This is a genomic window from Arthrobacter citreus (assembly GCF_038405225.1).
GTDB classification, from domain to species: domain Bacteria; phylum Actinomycetota; class Actinomycetes; order Actinomycetales; family Micrococcaceae; genus Arthrobacter_B; species Arthrobacter_B citreus_A.
In genome coordinates this window covers 2,169,695-2,183,744 of record NZ_CP151657.1, presented here as the reverse complement: position 1 = coordinate 2,183,744, position 14,050 = coordinate 2,169,695, and the positions used below count along the sequence as shown (strand labels likewise).

Sequence of the window (14,050 nt, the reverse complement as noted above, 5' to 3'; positions counted from 1 at the left end):
GGCGCATTTTGCCCCCGCCCCCGCCCCCGCCCCCGCCCCCGGCCCGGCCCGGAACCGGCTCCCGGTCCGGCCCCCGCAGCCAGGCACCCGTCCGGCCCCGGCACACGGAAAACCGCGCCACCAAACGCCGTAGACTGGAACGGATACCTTTTTATCCGTAAAAGACGCATGGGAGACTCATGTCTGAGATCAATCGTGAGGCTGTGGCGCACCTGGCGCATCTGGCCCACATTGAGATGACCGAGGACGAACTGGCCAAAATGGCCGGCGAACTGGATGTCATTGTTGATTCGATCAAATCCGTAAGCGAAGTTGCCGGTGAGGACATCCCGGCCACCTCCCACCCGATCCCGCTGACCAATGTGTTCCGCGAGGATGTCGTGGGGCAGACACTGACCAATGAAGAAGCGCTCTCCGGTGCACCCGATAATGCCGCCGGCCGCTTCAAGGTCCCTGCCATCCTGGATGAGGAGTAAAGACTTCCATGAATGAACTGATCACCTCGAGCGCCGCCGCCCTGGCGGACAAGCTCGCATCCGGCGAGGTATCCGCCGTAGAAGTTACGCAGGCCCACCTGGACCGCATCTCGGAGGTCGACGGCGCCGTCAACGCCTTCCTCCACGTGAACACCGACGAAGCGCTGCAGGTTGCGGCCGACGTCGACAAGGCCCGCGCCGCCGGCGAAACGCTGCACACCCTCGCCGGCGTGCCGATTGCCATCAAGGACCTCATCGTCACCAAGGGCCAGCCCACCACGGCCGGTTCCAAGATGCTTGAGGGCTGGATGAGCCCGTACGACGCCACGGTGATCACCCGCATCCGGGCCGCACGCATGCCGATGCTGGGCAAGACCAACCTGGACGAATTCGCCATGGGCTCCTCCACGGAGCACTCCGCATTCGGCCCCACCCGCAACCCGTGGGACCTGGACCGCATTCCCGGCGGCTCCGGCGGCGGTTCGGCTGCTGCAGTTGCTGCCTTTGAAGCACCGCTGGCTTTGGGCACGGACACCGGCGGCTCCATCCGCCAGCCCGCCGCTGTCACCGGTTCCGTTGGCGTGAAGCCCACCTACGGCGGGGTTTCCCGCTACGGCGCCATTGCCATGGCTTCCTCCCTGGACCAGATCGGCCCGGTGTCCCGGACCGTGCTGGATGCTGCCCTGCTGCAGGAAGTCATCGGCGGTCATGATCCCCGCGACTCCACCTCGCTGCCCGATCCCGTGGGCAACCTCGTGGAGGCTGCCCGCAACGGCAACGTGGCAGGCATGCGCATTGGCGTCATCAAGGAACTGCAGGGCGAAGGCTACGAAGCCGGCGTCTTGGCCCGTTTCCAGGAGAGCCTTGAACTCCTCAAGGACGCCGGAGCGGAAATTGTTGAGGTTTCCTGCCCCAACTTCAAGTACGCCCTGGGCGCCTACTACCTGATCATGCCGTCCGAGGCCTCCTCGAACCTGGCCAAGTACGACGGCGTCCGCTACGGCCTGCGTGCCCTGCCGGCCGACGGTCCGATGACCATCGAACGCGTCATGGGCGCTACCCGCGCCGCCGGATTCGGCGAAGAGGTCAAGCGCCGCATCATCCTGGGCACCTACGCGCTGTCCGCCGGTTACTACGACGCCTACTACGGCTCGGCCCAGAAGGTGCGCACCCTGATCCAGCGCGACTTCAACGCCGCGTTTGCCCAGGCCGACGTGCTGATCTCCCCGACCTCGCCCAACACGGCGTTCAAGCTCGGCGAGAAGCTCGACGATCCGCTGGCGATGTACCTGAACGACGTCGCAACCATTCCGGCGAACCTTGCCGGCGTTCCGGGCATCTCGATCCCCGGCGGCCTGGCCGACGGACTGCCCGTGGGCATCCAGTTCCTGGCTCCGGTCCGCGAAGACGCCCGCCTGTACCGCGCCGGCGCAGCCCTGGAAGGCCTGCTGGAACAGAAGTGGGGCGGCCCGCTGCTGGCCTCCGCACCCGTACTCGGAGGAGTCAAGTAATGTCTGTGCACATCCAGGACGAAACCCTGTCCTTCGAAGAGGCCATGGAGAAGTACGATCCGGTGCTCGGCTTTGAGGTCCACGTGGAGCTCAACACCAACACCAAGATGTTCTCCGATGCGCCCAACGTGTTCGGCGACGAGCCGAACACCAACGTCACCCCGGTCTGCCTGGGCATGCCCGGCGTGCTGCCGGTGGTCAACAAGACCGCCGTGGAGTACTCGATCCTGATCGGCCTCGCGCTGAACTGCAAGATCGCGCCGTCGTGCACCTTTGCCCGGAAGCAGTACTTCTACCCGGACACGCCCAAGAACTTCCAGACCTCGCAGTACGAAGATCCCATCGCGTACGACGGCTACCTGGACATCGAGCTCGAAGACGGCACCGTGTTCCGCGTCGAGATCGAACGCGCCCACATGGAAGAGGATGCCGGCAAGCTGACCCACATGGGCGGCGCCACCGGACGCATCCAGGGCGCCGACTTCTCCCTGGTGGACTACAACCGCTCCGGCGTTCCGCTGGTCGAGATTGTCACCAAGCCGATCGAGGGCGCCGGATCCCGCGCACCCGAGCTGGCCAAGGCCTACGTGGCCGCGGTCCGTGAGATCGTCAAGAACCTCGGCGTGTCCGACGCCAAGATGGAACGCGGCAACGTGCGCTGCGACGCCAACGTTTCCCTGCGCCCCTACGGCCAGGAAAAGTTCGGCACGCGCTCGGAAACGAAGAACGTGAACTCGCTGCGCGCCGTCGAACGCGCCGTCCGCTACGAGATCCAGCGCCACGCCGCCGTCCTGGACTCCGGCAACTCGATTGTCCAGGAAACCCGTCACTGGCACGAGGACACCCGCTCGACGACGTCGGGCCGGCCCAAGTCCGACGCCGATGACTACCGCTACTTCCCGGAGCCCGACCTCGTTCCCGTGGTCACCTCCAAGGAATGGATCGAAGAGCTGCGCTCCCGCCTGCCCGAGCCGCCGGCCGAGCGCCGCAAGCGCCTGCAGGCCGACTGGGGCTACTCGGACGCGGAGTTCCGCGACGTGATCAACGCCGGAGTCATGGACTCCATCGAAGACACCATTGCCGCCGGCGCTTCCGCACAGGTGGCCCGCAAGTGGTGGATGGGCGAAGTGTCCCGCCGCGCCAAGGAAGCCGAAGTGGACCCCACCGAGGTTGGCGTCACGCCGGAGCTGATCGTTGAACTGGACCGCCTGATCCAGGCCGGGAAGATCAATGACAAGCTGGCCCGCCAGGTCCTGGACGGCGTCCTCGCCGGCGAAGGCACCCCCGAGGAAGTCATCGAGGCGCGCGGCCTGGCCGTGGTGTCCGATGACGGCCCGCTGCTCGAAGCCATCGACGCCGCACTGGCAGCCCAGCCCGACGTCGCGGACAAGATCCGCGGCGGCAAGGTCCAGGCTGTCGGCGCCATCGTTGGCGGCGTCATGAAGGCCACCCGCGGACAGGCCGACGCCGGCCGCGTGCGCGAGCTGATCCTCGAACGCCTCGGCGTGCAGGGCTGACAGACGCAAAGAATCACGCAGAAATAAACGCCGGCTCCGGGTCTCCCGGGAGCCGGCGTTTTGTGTTGACGGTAGGGTTCAGGCATGGCCAATCATCCTCCTGCCGAGATATCCGTGGATGCGGACCTGGTGCGGCAGCTGCTGCGCGAGCAGCATCCGTCCCTGGCGGATCAGCCGCTGCGGTCAGTGGCCAACGGCTGGGACAACTACATCTTCCGCCTGGGCACCGACTATGCCGTCCGGCTGCCCCGGCGCCTGGCCGCCGCCCAGCTGACCGCCAATGAGCAGGCCTGGTTGCCGGCCCTGACCGCCGGCCTGTCGGTGGGGACATCGTCGCCGCTGTTCGCCGGAGCACCTTCCGAGGTGTTTCCCTGGCCCTGGAATGTCACCCGCTGGTTTTCCGGCTGCGAGGTGTCCCTGCTGCCGCGGGACCGCAACACAGCCCTGGCCGCACCGCTGGCCGGCTTCCTGAACGCCTTTCACCAGCCGGCTCCCGCCGGGTATCCCCGCAATCCGGTGCGCGGTGTTCCGCTCGCCAGCCGGGATGACGCCGTTCGCAGCCGTCTGGACAGCGGCATGGTGCCGCACGCAGCCCGGGTTCGGGAGCTGTGGGAAGCCAGCCTTGAGCTTCCGCTGTGGCCCGGCCCGCCCGTGTGGCTGCATGGTGACCTGCATCCGGCCAACCTGGTGGGCGGTGCGGACGGGGGACTGGAGGCCGTGATTGACTTCGGCGATCTGACCGCCGGAGATCCGGCCACTGACCTGGCCGCGGCGTGGCTCGTTTTCGACCAGACCGGCCGCACTGAGTTCCGCGGCTCCCTGGGCAGCCAGTACGACGCCGATCCACACATCTGGGGGAGGGCGCAGGGCTGGGCGGTCTGCATGGCCTCGGCCCTGCTGGCGAACTCGGACGATCATCCGGGCATGTATTTGATGGGATCGGAGACCCTGATGGAAATCCTGACCGACGGCCGGGGCGGGATGTAACCGGGGTTCACCGGTCAAAGCGGATTTGCAGTCGTGCGTGCGGAGGAGGCACCTGGTGGAGACTAACGAAACGGACGTTGACGTCCTGGTGGTCGGCGGAGGAATCGCCGGCCTGTCACTCGGTTCGGCGCTGGCCGGCCGCACCGGCGTGCTGGTGGTGGAGGCCGAGCAGTCCTTGGGCTATCACACCTCCTCACGATCAGCCCGGCAGCTGATTCCGAGCTACGGGCCGGATGTCATCCAGGAGCTGACCATCCGGACCCTGGCGCTGATCCGCGCGTTGGAAGTCCACCTTCCGGAACCGGTCCTCACGCCGCGCAGTTTCCTGCTGGTGGGCAGCGAGGAAGGCGTCCGGGACCGGGCCAGCGGCCATATGCACCCGATCACGGCCGCCCAGATGCAGGCCCTTGCCCCGGAGCTGCGGCCCGGCCGGTTTGCAGCCGCCGGGCTGGACACCACATCCGTCGCCTGCAACACCGACGCGCTGATGGAGTACCACCGGCAGCGCATCCTGGACCGGGGTGGCCAGATCCTGACCGGTCATCCAGTGCGCGGGGCCACCACCAATTCCGGTGGAGACGGCGACGGCGGCTGGGTCACCACGGCAGGACCGCAACAGATCCGGTCACGGGTGGTGGTCAATGCAGCCGGAGCCTGGGCCGACCAGCTCGCCGGGCTGTACGGAGCCAGGCCGCGCGGACTGCAGCCGTACCGGCGCTCGGCCGCCATCGTCGTCGTCGAACACCCGCTGGAGCCTGGCGCTCCGATGGTGGCCGCCGCCGATGAATCCTTCTACTACCGGCCGGAAGGCAGTCACGTGCTGATCTCCCCGTCCGAAACCGTCCCGAGCGGTCCCATGGATGCCCAGCCGCAGCAGGCTGACATTGACGCGCTCATCAAACACGTCAATTCCGTCACCACCCTGGGCATCAGGGACGTGGTGCGGTCCTGGACCGGGCTTCGGACCGAAGCGGCCGACGGGCTGCCGGTGGTGGGATACGACGACGTTGTCCCGGGGTTCTTTTGGCTCGCCGGCCAGGGCGGATACGGCTTCCAGACATCGTCCGGAATAGCCGAACTTGTCGGGTCCCTGCTGCTTGGACAGACGCCCGAAACAGCGTCGGTTCAGGCACTAAATCCCGGCCGGGCAGCGCTGTGACCAAGATCTCACCTTTGCTGCGTAACGAATTAGCTCAGAGGGGCGCGTATGGTCTTTTTTACTGGCTCCGGTGCCTAAAGTTGAAGGACAAAGCCAAGTCGGCTTCCTCTTCTTTTTGATCCACCTTTTTGCTTGAAAGGTCTGTCCCAGTGCCAGATATTTTGCCGCCACAGCTGGTTGGCGTGCAGCAGCGTCCCCTCTATGTAAAAGTCCGAACGGCCCTGACCGTCATTTCCAGTATTTGGCTTCTGATGGCGATAACGGGGTTCGGTTTCTTTTCCGGCGGAACAACATCTCTGGCCCTGTCCCTGGTGCTCCTGTACGGAACGGGCATGGCGCTGATTGTGGTGATGGCCGCCGTTTACCGGCTGGTGAAGAACTCGGCGGTGAAACGGACCGAAACGGCGCCGGATGACACAGCTGCCGTGGTGTTTGTCGATACGGCACGATCAGCCAGCGAAGAACTGCTGGCAGCGCTGCGGCCGGCAGCTGCCACCGGACGCCCGTCGGCCGTCAGCACGCGCACCGTCCGCGCGGCCGTTCCTCCCGCGGTGGACACTCCAGCAGTGACCACTCCCGCGGCCAAGGCTTCCAAGGCGAAGCCAGCCGACGCCAAGCCGCAGGCTCAGAAGCAGCCCGCCAAGGCAACGAAATCTCAGTCAGCTACCGGGACTCCGGCAGCCAGCACCAAGACCGCGGCCGTGGCCAAGGGAACGGCTAAGACGGGCACGACGTCCGCCGCTGCGCAGCGGGTGTCCCCGTCGCAACAGAAAACCGGCGCGGCCAAGTCGGCGCCGAAGTCGGCCCTCAACAAAGCAGTCCCCAACAAGAACACCGCGGGCAAGCCGGGGCCGGGTAAGACCGCGCCGGTGAAATCCGGTCCGGGTAAGGCCAGCGTGAAAACCGCGCAGCGGACCAAGGCCTCGTCAAAAGCTCCCCAGGGCAGAACGACACAGGCAAAAGGCCGTCCCGCCAACAACAGCGGATCGGTGTCGGCGGCGGCCAAGCGAACCGCCGGTTCCGCGGACCGCCAGACCGGGATGAAGCAGCCGGGGGCCAAGGACAGCTCCGCCGGACCTGTTGGCCCGGTCGTTCAGATCTGCAATACAGCACAGAAATCCACACGCCCGGCGCTGGTGCTGGCCTCCAGCAACGCAATGCCGCAGCCGCGGCTGCAGCACGTGCCGGACAGCCGCAAGCGGGCTTCCTGACGGATTGGCCTCCTGACCTGCGGTATCCGCGGGTCACCAGGGGCGGAGCGTTCAGGGAGTTGCCAGCTTTCCTACAGTCTCCGTCCAGCAGAGGACATTAACGTAGTAGGTACCTCATAAGGGTGCGAGTGATGAATGGATAGCGTAGTGACCTATCCGGCGCCGGCAGACTAGGTTTGTTCCCCCAACCAACCCATAGTCTGCCGGCGTTTTTCTTTGCCCGGATAAACGGCCGGGCCGGCCAGGCCGGGCTAGTCTGAACAGCGTTAGATGGGAGACGGCACGCAGTAAGCCGCCAAACCCCAACCGGTGAAGAGAAGCACCGAAAAGATTTTTAAGAAATGTGGGGGAACCCGTGAACTTTTTCCGGTGAACGGGCATTACCAGGTGTGAACACAGACGCAGAGATAATCGAGCAGTCGCGCTTCGGCCCGGCAGCCTTCGGGGAACTGTATGACCGGCACGGTCCGGATATCTACCGCTATGCAGCACGCCGCGCCGGTGACTTCGCCGCCGAGGATGTGATGGCGGAAACCTTCCTGGCCGCCTTTGAAAGCCGCAGCACCTTCCGCGGCCCTGCCGAAGCGGTGAGGCCATGGCTGTTCGGCATAGCCACGAACCTGCTGCGCCGGCACCACCGTGCTGAAGCACGGATGCTGCGTGCCCTGGCACGAAGCGGTCCCGGGGACACGTTTGACGGCATGGAAGCCGTGGAAACACAGCTCGATGCCGCCGGTAACCGCGCTCATATCGGCCGCGCGCTGCGGGCACTAAAACCGATTGACCGCGAGGCCATCCTGCTGCATGTCTGGGCGGGACTGTCCTATGAGGGCATCGCCGCCGCAACCGGAGTGCCCCTTGGCACTGTCCGGTCCCGCATCAACCGTGCCCGGGGAAAACTCCGCGCCGACTTGGGCCCCACTCTTCTCACCGGTAAGGAAAGCACCTATGGACGACCTGCAGCTGCTCCGCGAAACGCGTAACGACGTCGGCACCGTGCCGCCCGCCGTCCTGGCCCGCGGCCGGGACCGCCTCATGAACCGTGCCGAAGCCGAAGCCGCGGCCGGCAAACAGCACAATGTCCGCACCCTGCCGGTGCGGCGGCCGTGGCGGCGTGCTGCCATGGCCACGGCCGCTGCGGCGGTCATCGCAGCTTCCTTCGTCGTGGCCGACGTCGTTGGCGCAGGAGACCATCCGGGAGCGAGCGCGGAGGCAGCGGAAGTCCTCGGCGACGCGGCGACGGCTACCATCGCGACGTCGGACCCGGTGGTTGGTCCGGGGCAGTACCTGCTGGTGGACACCACGGCCGTTTACGGGGCGTACACCAGCAACGAGACCGGAGAGTATGTCTGGCTGGAGAGCCAGGACGGCCAGGTGTACGTGCCCGCGGATCTATCCGCTGAATGGGTGTGGAACCGGGAACCCCAACGTCCGGTCCAGTTTTTTGACGAGCAATCACGGCAGCTGGCCGAATCGCAGCTGCGCGATGGTTTGGACGCCGGTGAACTGCTGCGCGGTCCGGCAGGTAACTTCTATGGTTCTGGGCCAAGCATCTTGGGAAACATCCCGCTCGAAGAAGCGCTCGGCAGCGCCCCGCGTGATCCCCGGGAACTGCTGGACCTGATCTACGAGCAAACCTATGGCAGCGGCCCAACAACGGACGAGGCAGCGTTCAACGCCATTGCAGACACGCTGAGGTCAGGGGTCATTCCCGCCGACCTTCGGGCGGCCCTGTATGGAGCAGCAGCCCTGGTGCCCGGTGTCTCCGTTATTGATCCTCAAGCCATGATGGACGGCCGGGTGGGGATCTCCCTGGGTATGGACACCCGGTTCTCCGGTTCCCGCACCGAGATCATCATTGATCCGCAAAGCGGTCTCGTGATTGGTGAGCGGGAAGTCCTGCTCGCAGCGCGGGACGGGGTTCCGGCCGGAACGGTCGTCTCGTGGACGGCAATCACCACCTCGGTGGTGGACGAGGCGCCGTAAACGCGGCGAATCCGGCGCTGCAGCCTCACTAGTGGGGGTTTACCACCACTTGGACATCGTCTTCATAGAGGACCTTCCCCGGGTCGGTTGACCGCACTTCCTCCCAGCGGATTCCGTAGCGGGTCAGGAGATCGAGGTATCCGGGAATCCGGGCCAGCAGGTGTCCTGCCGTTGTCTTGAACCAGGCCTGGGCATACGGGTTGATCCCGCGGTCATAAACCGCGGGATCAACGGTGTTCGGATCGGGGTACGCGGCGTCGTACCAGGCGTTGGAGCTGACCCACCACTGATAGTCCCCGTCAGTCAGCAGCCCCTCCCGGGCCAGCCCGTTGGCCAGGCCGAAGATTCCGGCCTTGGCCCCGCGCCGGTTCGGATGCTGTGCCTGGTACCTGAGAAATTCACGCTCTGTGTCCACACCCTGAATCCTCGCACCCCGACCGCCGCAAAACGCGTGGCTAGCCCGTGGTGAAATCCGGAAACTCACCGGTGGCGTCGGAGAAGGACTCCTCAATTCCGCGGACGGTTCCGGGTGCGGCGGGGGACCCGAGCCATTCCAGCAGTGCGTCGACAGCCGGCTGCGGTCCTTCAGCCACCACCTGCACTGAACCGTCCGGGCTGTTGGACGCCACCCCCGTGAGGCCAAGCCGCATGGCCTGCTGCAGGGTCCGGTAGCGGAACCCCACCGCCTGCACTTCACCGGTGATTCGGGCGGTCATGCGGCGGGCCCGGGGCGAACCTGAATCCGAAGGCGTCATGGGCCTAGAGTAACGGCCTGCCCAGCGCGGCGTCAGCAGCAGCCAGCAGGGAACCGTCGGCCACCAGCAGCCGTGCGGCCTCGATCTCCGGTGCCAGGTACCGGTCCGGTCCCGGTCCCGGAACCACCGTCCGCATCACTGTCCGCACCGCCGTGACCGCGGGGGCGCTGCGGGAGGTGTCCACTCCGCCGTCGCGCATGTCCAGGGCACGCGCGGACGTCAGCAGTTCGATCGCCAGCACCCGGGTCAGGCCGTCGATCGCCCGGCGCAGCTTGAGGCCCGCTGCCCAGCCCATCGACACGTGGTCCTCCTGCATGGCCGAGGACGGAATCGAATCCACCGACGCCGGCACAGCCAGCCGCTTGAGCTCGGACACAATCCCGGCCTGCGTGTACTGGGCGATCATGTGGCCCGAGTCCACACCCGGATCGAAGGCCAGGAAGGCGTTGAGCCCGTGGCTGCGGTTGCGGTCCAGGAAGCGGTCGGTGCGCCGCTCGCTCATGGATGCGACGTCGGCGACGGCGATGGCCAGGAAATCCAGCACATATCCCACTGGTGCGCCGTGGAAATTGCCGTTGGACTCCAGCCGGCCGTCGAGAGTCACCACCGGATTGTCGATGGCCGATGCGCGCTCGCACTCCGCAACATTCGCCGCGTGCATCAGTGTTGACCGGGCGGCGCCGTGAACCTGGGGCGCGCACCGCAGCGAGTAGGCATCCTGGACCCGGGTGAACGTCCCCGTTTTCTGCTCCTCGATCAGGGCTGAGCCGTTCAGGAGCGAGCGGATGTTCGCCGCGGATTCGCCCTGCCCGGGCTGCGGGCGCAGGGCCTGCAGATCGGCGGCAAAAACGGCGTCGCTGCCCAGCAGCCCCTCCACGCTCATGGCAGCGGCAAGATCAGCCGTGCTCAGCAGCAGGCCCAGGTCGGCGACGGCGAGCGTGAGCATGCCCAGCATCCCGTCCGTGCCGTTGATCAGGGCCAGGCCCTCCTTCTCCTGCAGCTCCACCGGCTCCAGTCCGGCGGCGGCAAGCGCCGCGGCGGCGGGGACCAGTTCGCCGTCGGCCGTGCGCACGTTCCCCTCGCCCATAAGGGCCAGGGCGCAGTGCGAGAGGGGAGCCAAATCGCCCGAGCAGCCCAGGGATCCGTACTCGCCGACCACGGGCGTGATCCCCGCATTGAGGAGCCCGGCATAGGCGCGGGCGATGGCGGGGCGGACGCCGGTGCGGCCGGTGGCCAGGGTGGCGAGCCGGTTCAGCATAAGGGCGCGGATCACCTCACGGTCCACCTCGGCGCCCGACGACGCCGCGTGGCTGCGGATGAGGGAGCGCTGCAGCTGCCGGCGCTGTTCCGGAACAATCTGCTTGACGGCGAGCGCACCGAAACCGGTGGACACTCCGTAGTGCGGCTTCTCGTCGGCGGCGAGCTCCTCGATCACTGCACGGGAGGATTCCATGGCGGCCAGTGCCTCATCGGTCAGCGCCACCGCCGCTCCATGCCGGGCCACCGCAACAATCTCCCCGGCGGCCAGGGGGCCGGTGCCCAGCTCTACGAATGTGGTGGTGCTCTTTGTCGTTTCCATCTCTCCCCGTCTTTGCGGAGATGCGTCTCCGATTCTGATGCTGCACCTCCTATCGAAGCATCAGTTGCGGGCGCGGCCTATGCCGGCACCGGATTCTGTTTCTGGGATCCCAGACAGTGCCCTAGGATCTGGGCATGCCAGAAAGCTATTCCCGGGTGCAGGTTCCCGCCGCCGCCCAGGTCCTCTCGATCCTGCGCCACCTGGGGAAGCAGGCCGGACCAGTGAGTGCCACCGCCATTGCGCGGGATTTGGCCCTGCCGCGCTCCACCACCTATCACCTGCTCGCCGCCCTCGTCGCGGACGGCTTTGCCGTGCATTTGCCGGAGGAACGCAAATACGCCCTGGGGGCAACGGCGCATGAGCTCGGCACCGGGTATGCCCGGCAGGCACCCCTGCAGCGCATTGGACGCTTTCCGCTGCGGAATCTGGTGGCCCGCACCCGGCTGACCGCACACCTGGCCGTGCTGCAGGGAACCGACGTGATCTACGTGATTGAGGAACGTGCTCCCCACCAGCTGCCGCTGGTGACCGACGCCGGCATCCGGCTCCCGGCACACCGGACAGCCAGCGGACGGGCCATGCTGGCACAGATGACCGACGCACAGCTGCATGCGCTGTATCCGGATCCGGCGTCGATGAGGTCAGGCCGGACCGGTCCGCCTTTGGGCACCCTGCTGGAACAGGTGCGGGAGGTCGGTTATGCGTGGGAGGAAAATGAAGTAACCGACGGCTTTTCCTCGCTTTCGGTTCCGGTGCTGGACCGGTCCGGACGGGCCGTTGCCAGTGTGACCCTGACGGCGCCGAATGACCTGGTGGCCGGTTCCGCAGCGGGACCGGCGGGACGGAAGATCGGCGACTTTGCAGACCAGTGGCTTTCGGCTTTGGTCAGGTGCGCGGCGGAAATCTCCCGCCGGCTGGGCGTTCAGTCCGGGGCGGGACGCGCAGACAACGCGTCATAAATCCGGATAGACCCGGCCCGGCGTCGTCCGGTCATCCCCGGAGGGCAGGCCGGAATACCCGGATCACGGGACTGCTCAGACAGTCCCCGTCTGGGATACCAGACAGTGTGACGGTGTTCACTTCCGGGAAACACTGCGCGGTTACGGTCGGAACATGGCTACTACTTCTGATCCCTCCCGCAGCATCCGCGCCGCCCGCGGCACCTCCCTGACCGCCAAGAGCTGGCAGACCGAAGCCCCGCTGCGCATGCTCATGAACAACCTGGACCCGGAGGTCGCTGAACGCCCCGAGGACCTGGTGGTCTACGGCGGCACCGGACGGGCAGCACGGAGCTGGGAGGCCTACGACGCGATCACCCGCACCCTGGCCACCCTGGAGGATGACGAAACCCTGCTGGTCCAGTCCGGCAAGCCCGTGGGCGTGTTCCGCACCAACGAGTGGGCACCGCGGGTCCTGCTGGCCAACTCCAACCTGGTGGGGGACTGGGCCACCTGGCCCGAGTTCCGCCGGCTCGAGGCCGAAGGCCTGATGATGTACGGGCAGATGACCGCCGGCTCCTGGATCTACATCGGCACGCAGGGCATCCTGCAGGGCACCTACGAAACCTTCGGCGCCGTCGCCCGGAAACTGTTCGCCGATGAGAACGCCACCCTGGCCGGAACCCTGACCCTCACCGGCGGCTGCGGCGGCATGGGCGGGGCACAGCCGCTGGCCGTCACCCTCAATGGGGGAGCGGTCCTGATTGTCGACGTCGACGAGACCCGGTTGCGCCGCCGCGCCGGCAAGCGCTACCTGCACGAGGTGGAAACCGACCTGGACACCGCCGTCGCCAAGGTCATGGCCGCGAAGGCGGAAAAGCGGGCGCTGTCGGTGGGCCTGGTGGGCAACGCCGCCGAGGTGTTCGAGGAACTGCTGCGCCGGCACGAAGCAGGGACCATCACCGTGGACATCGTGACCGACCAGACCTCGGCCCACGATCCGCTGAGCTACCTGCCCGTGGGTATCCCGGTGGAGGAATGGAAAGCGGAAGCCGCCGCTGATCCCGAAGGGTTCACCAAGAAGGCCCGCGAGTCGATGGCCCGCCAAGTGGCGGCCATGGTGGGCTTCCAGGACGCCGGCGCCGAGGTGTTCGACTACGGCAACTCAATCCGCGACGAGGCGCGCCAAGGCGGGTTCGAGCGGGCCTTTGAGTTTCCCGGGTTTGTTCCTGCCTATATCCGCCCGCTGTTCTGCGAGGGGATGGGCCCGTTCCGCTGGGTGGCGCTCTCCGGTGACCCGGCGGACATCGCCGTCACCGACGCCGCCATGAAGGAGCTGTTTCCGGAGAACACCCGCCTGCACCGCTGGCTGGACGCCGCCGCGGAGCATGTCGAGTTTGAAGGGCTGCCGGCACGGATTTGTTGGTTGGGGTACGGCGACCGGGCCAAGGCGGGCCTGCTGTTCAACCAGCTGGTGGCCGAGGGCAAGGTCAGCGCTCCGATCGTGATCGGCCGTGACCACCTGGACTCCGGTTCCGTAGCCTCGCCGTACCGGGAAACCGAAGCCATGGCGGACGGCTCCGACGCCGTCGCCGACTGGCCGCTGCTCAACGCGATGCTGAACACCGCCTCCGGGGCCACCTGGGTGTCGATCCACCACGGCGGCGGCGTTGGCATTGGCCGGTCCATCCACGCCGGACAGGTGTCAGTGGCCGACGGCACCGACCTGGCGGCGCGCAAGCTGGAACGGCTGCTGACCAACGATCCGGGCACCGGCGTCGTCCGCCATGCCGACGCCGGTTATGACCGCGCGTCCGAAGTTGCCGCCGAGCGCGGCATCCGCATTCCGATGGAAGAGTAAGGGGACCCCGTGGAAGCCTCCAGCAACAGGCCCGACAGTGCAGCAGCAAGCCCATCACCGGCGGACGCAC

General features: G+C 66.7%; 13 protein-coding genes. 10 read left to right on the top strand and 3 right to left on the bottom strand.

Annotated features, from left to right (window positions below; genetic code table 11):
• Positions 1–179 precede the first annotated feature (179 nt).
• The 8 genes from gatC (at position 180) to AAE021_RS10115 (ending at position 8,847) form a co-directional block, all read left to right on the top strand.
• Entirely contained in the window at positions 180–476 is a 297-nt protein-coding gene (gatC, locus tag AAE021_RS10150) for an Asp-tRNA(Asn)/Glu-tRNA(Gln) amidotransferase subunit GatC (RefSeq protein ID WP_152221910.1), read from the top strand.
• A gap of 8 nt (positions 477–484) precedes the next feature.
• Positions 485–1,987: an Asp-tRNA(Asn)/Glu-tRNA(Gln) amidotransferase subunit GatA gene (gene gatA / locus AAE021_RS10145; RefSeq protein WP_342022215.1), complete on the top strand. Its 1,503-nt coding sequence runs from the start codon at positions 485–487 to the stop codon at positions 1,985–1,987.
• Positions 1,987–3,504, top strand: a complete 1,518-nt coding sequence (gatB, locus tag AAE021_RS10140; RefSeq protein ID WP_342022214.1) for an Asp-tRNA(Asn)/Glu-tRNA(Gln) amidotransferase subunit GatB — start codon at positions 1,987–1,989, stop codon at positions 3,502–3,504. The genes gatA and gatB overlap by 1 nt, the downstream gene beginning before the upstream one ends.
• A gap of 84 nt (positions 3,505–3,588) precedes the next feature.
• Complete coding sequence (locus tag AAE021_RS10135) at positions 3,589–4,491, top strand: aminoglycoside phosphotransferase family protein (RefSeq protein WP_342022213.1); 903 nt, start codon at positions 3,589–3,591, stop codon at positions 4,489–4,491.
• Positions 4,492–4,546: 55 nt separating this feature from the next.
• Positions 4,547–5,650: an FAD-dependent oxidoreductase gene (locus AAE021_RS10130; protein ID WP_342022212.1), complete on the top strand. Its 1,104-nt coding sequence runs from the start codon at positions 4,547–4,549 to the stop codon at positions 5,648–5,650.
• 149 nt (positions 5,651–5,799) lie between these two features.
• A complete protein-coding gene (locus AAE021_RS10125; protein ID WP_342022211.1) occupies positions 5,800–6,861 on the top strand; it encodes a hypothetical protein in 1,062 nt (353 codons plus the stop codon).
• A 389-nt stretch (positions 6,862–7,250) separates the two neighbouring features.
• A complete protein-coding gene (locus tag AAE021_RS10120) occupies positions 7,251–7,844 on the top strand; it encodes an RNA polymerase sigma factor (RefSeq protein WP_342022210.1) in 594 nt (197 codons plus the stop codon).
• Positions 7,810–8,847, top strand: coding sequence for a CU044_5270 family protein (locus AAE021_RS10115; RefSeq protein ID WP_342022209.1), 1,038 nt, complete (start codon positions 7,810–7,812; stop codon positions 8,845–8,847). Before AAE021_RS10120 ends, AAE021_RS10115 begins: the two co-directional genes overlap by 35 nt.
• 28 nt (positions 8,848–8,875) lie before the next feature.
• Here AAE021_RS10115 and AAE021_RS10110 read toward each other — a convergent pair whose 3' ends face one another.
• The 3 genes from AAE021_RS10110 to hutH are packed head-to-tail and all read right to left on the bottom strand — an operon-like array spanning position 8,876 to position 11,181.
• A complete protein-coding gene (locus AAE021_RS10110; RefSeq protein ID WP_342022208.1) occupies positions 8,876–9,262 on the bottom strand; it encodes a hypothetical protein in 387 nt (128 codons plus the stop codon).
• A gap of 40 nt (positions 9,263–9,302) precedes the next feature.
• Positions 9,303–9,602, bottom strand: a complete 300-nt coding sequence (locus AAE021_RS10105) for an acylphosphatase (protein ID WP_342022207.1) — start codon at positions 9,600–9,602, stop codon at positions 9,303–9,305.
• Positions 9,603–9,606: 4 nt separating this feature from the next.
• A complete protein-coding gene (gene hutH / locus AAE021_RS10100; protein ID WP_342022206.1) occupies positions 9,607–11,181 on the bottom strand; it encodes a histidine ammonia-lyase in 1,575 nt (524 codons plus the stop codon).
• Positions 11,182–11,315: 134 nt separating this feature from the next.
• Between hutH and AAE021_RS10095 the strand changes: the two genes are divergently transcribed.
• Positions 11,316–12,140 carry an IclR family transcriptional regulator gene (locus AAE021_RS10095; protein ID WP_342022205.1) on the top strand — a complete coding sequence of 275 codons (825 nt, stop codon included), beginning with the start codon at positions 11,316–11,318 and terminating at the stop codon, positions 12,138–12,140.
• Positions 12,141–12,294: 154 nt separating this feature from the next.
• Positions 12,295–13,980, top strand: a complete 1,686-nt coding sequence (locus tag AAE021_RS10090) for a urocanate hydratase (RefSeq protein WP_342022204.1) — start codon at positions 12,295–12,297, stop codon at positions 13,978–13,980.
• Positions 13,981–14,050 lie beyond the last annotated feature (70 nt).

Coding starts and splice junctions, on each gene's coding strand:
- gatC (WP_152221910.1), top strand. CDS start 180: ATGTCTGAGATCAATCGTGAGGCTGTGGCGCACCTGGCGCATCTGGCC.
- gatA (WP_342022215.1), top strand. CDS start 485: ATGAATGAACTGATCACCTCGAGCGCCGCCGCCCTGGCGGACAAGCTC.
- gatB (WP_342022214.1), top strand. CDS start 1,987: ATGTCTGTGCACATCCAGGACGAAACCCTGTCCTTCGAAGAGGCCATG.
- AAE021_RS10135 (WP_342022213.1), top strand. CDS start 3,589: ATGGCCAATCATCCTCCTGCCGAGATATCCGTGGATGCGGACCTGGTG.
- AAE021_RS10115 (WP_342022209.1), top strand. CDS start 7,810: ATGGACGACCTGCAGCTGCTCCGCGAAACGCGTAACGACGTCGGCACC.
- AAE021_RS10105 (WP_342022207.1), bottom strand. CDS start 9,602: ATGACGCCTTCGGATTCAGGTTCGCCCCGGGCCCGCCGCATGACCGCC.
- hutH (WP_342022206.1), bottom strand. CDS start 11,181: ATGGAAACGACAAAGAGCACCACCACATTCGTAGAGCTGGGCACCGGC.
- AAE021_RS10095 (WP_342022205.1), top strand. CDS start 11,316: ATGCCAGAAAGCTATTCCCGGGTGCAGGTTCCCGCCGCCGCCCAGGTC.
- AAE021_RS10090 (WP_342022204.1), top strand. CDS start 12,295: ATGGCTACTACTTCTGATCCCTCCCGCAGCATCCGCGCCGCCCGCGGC.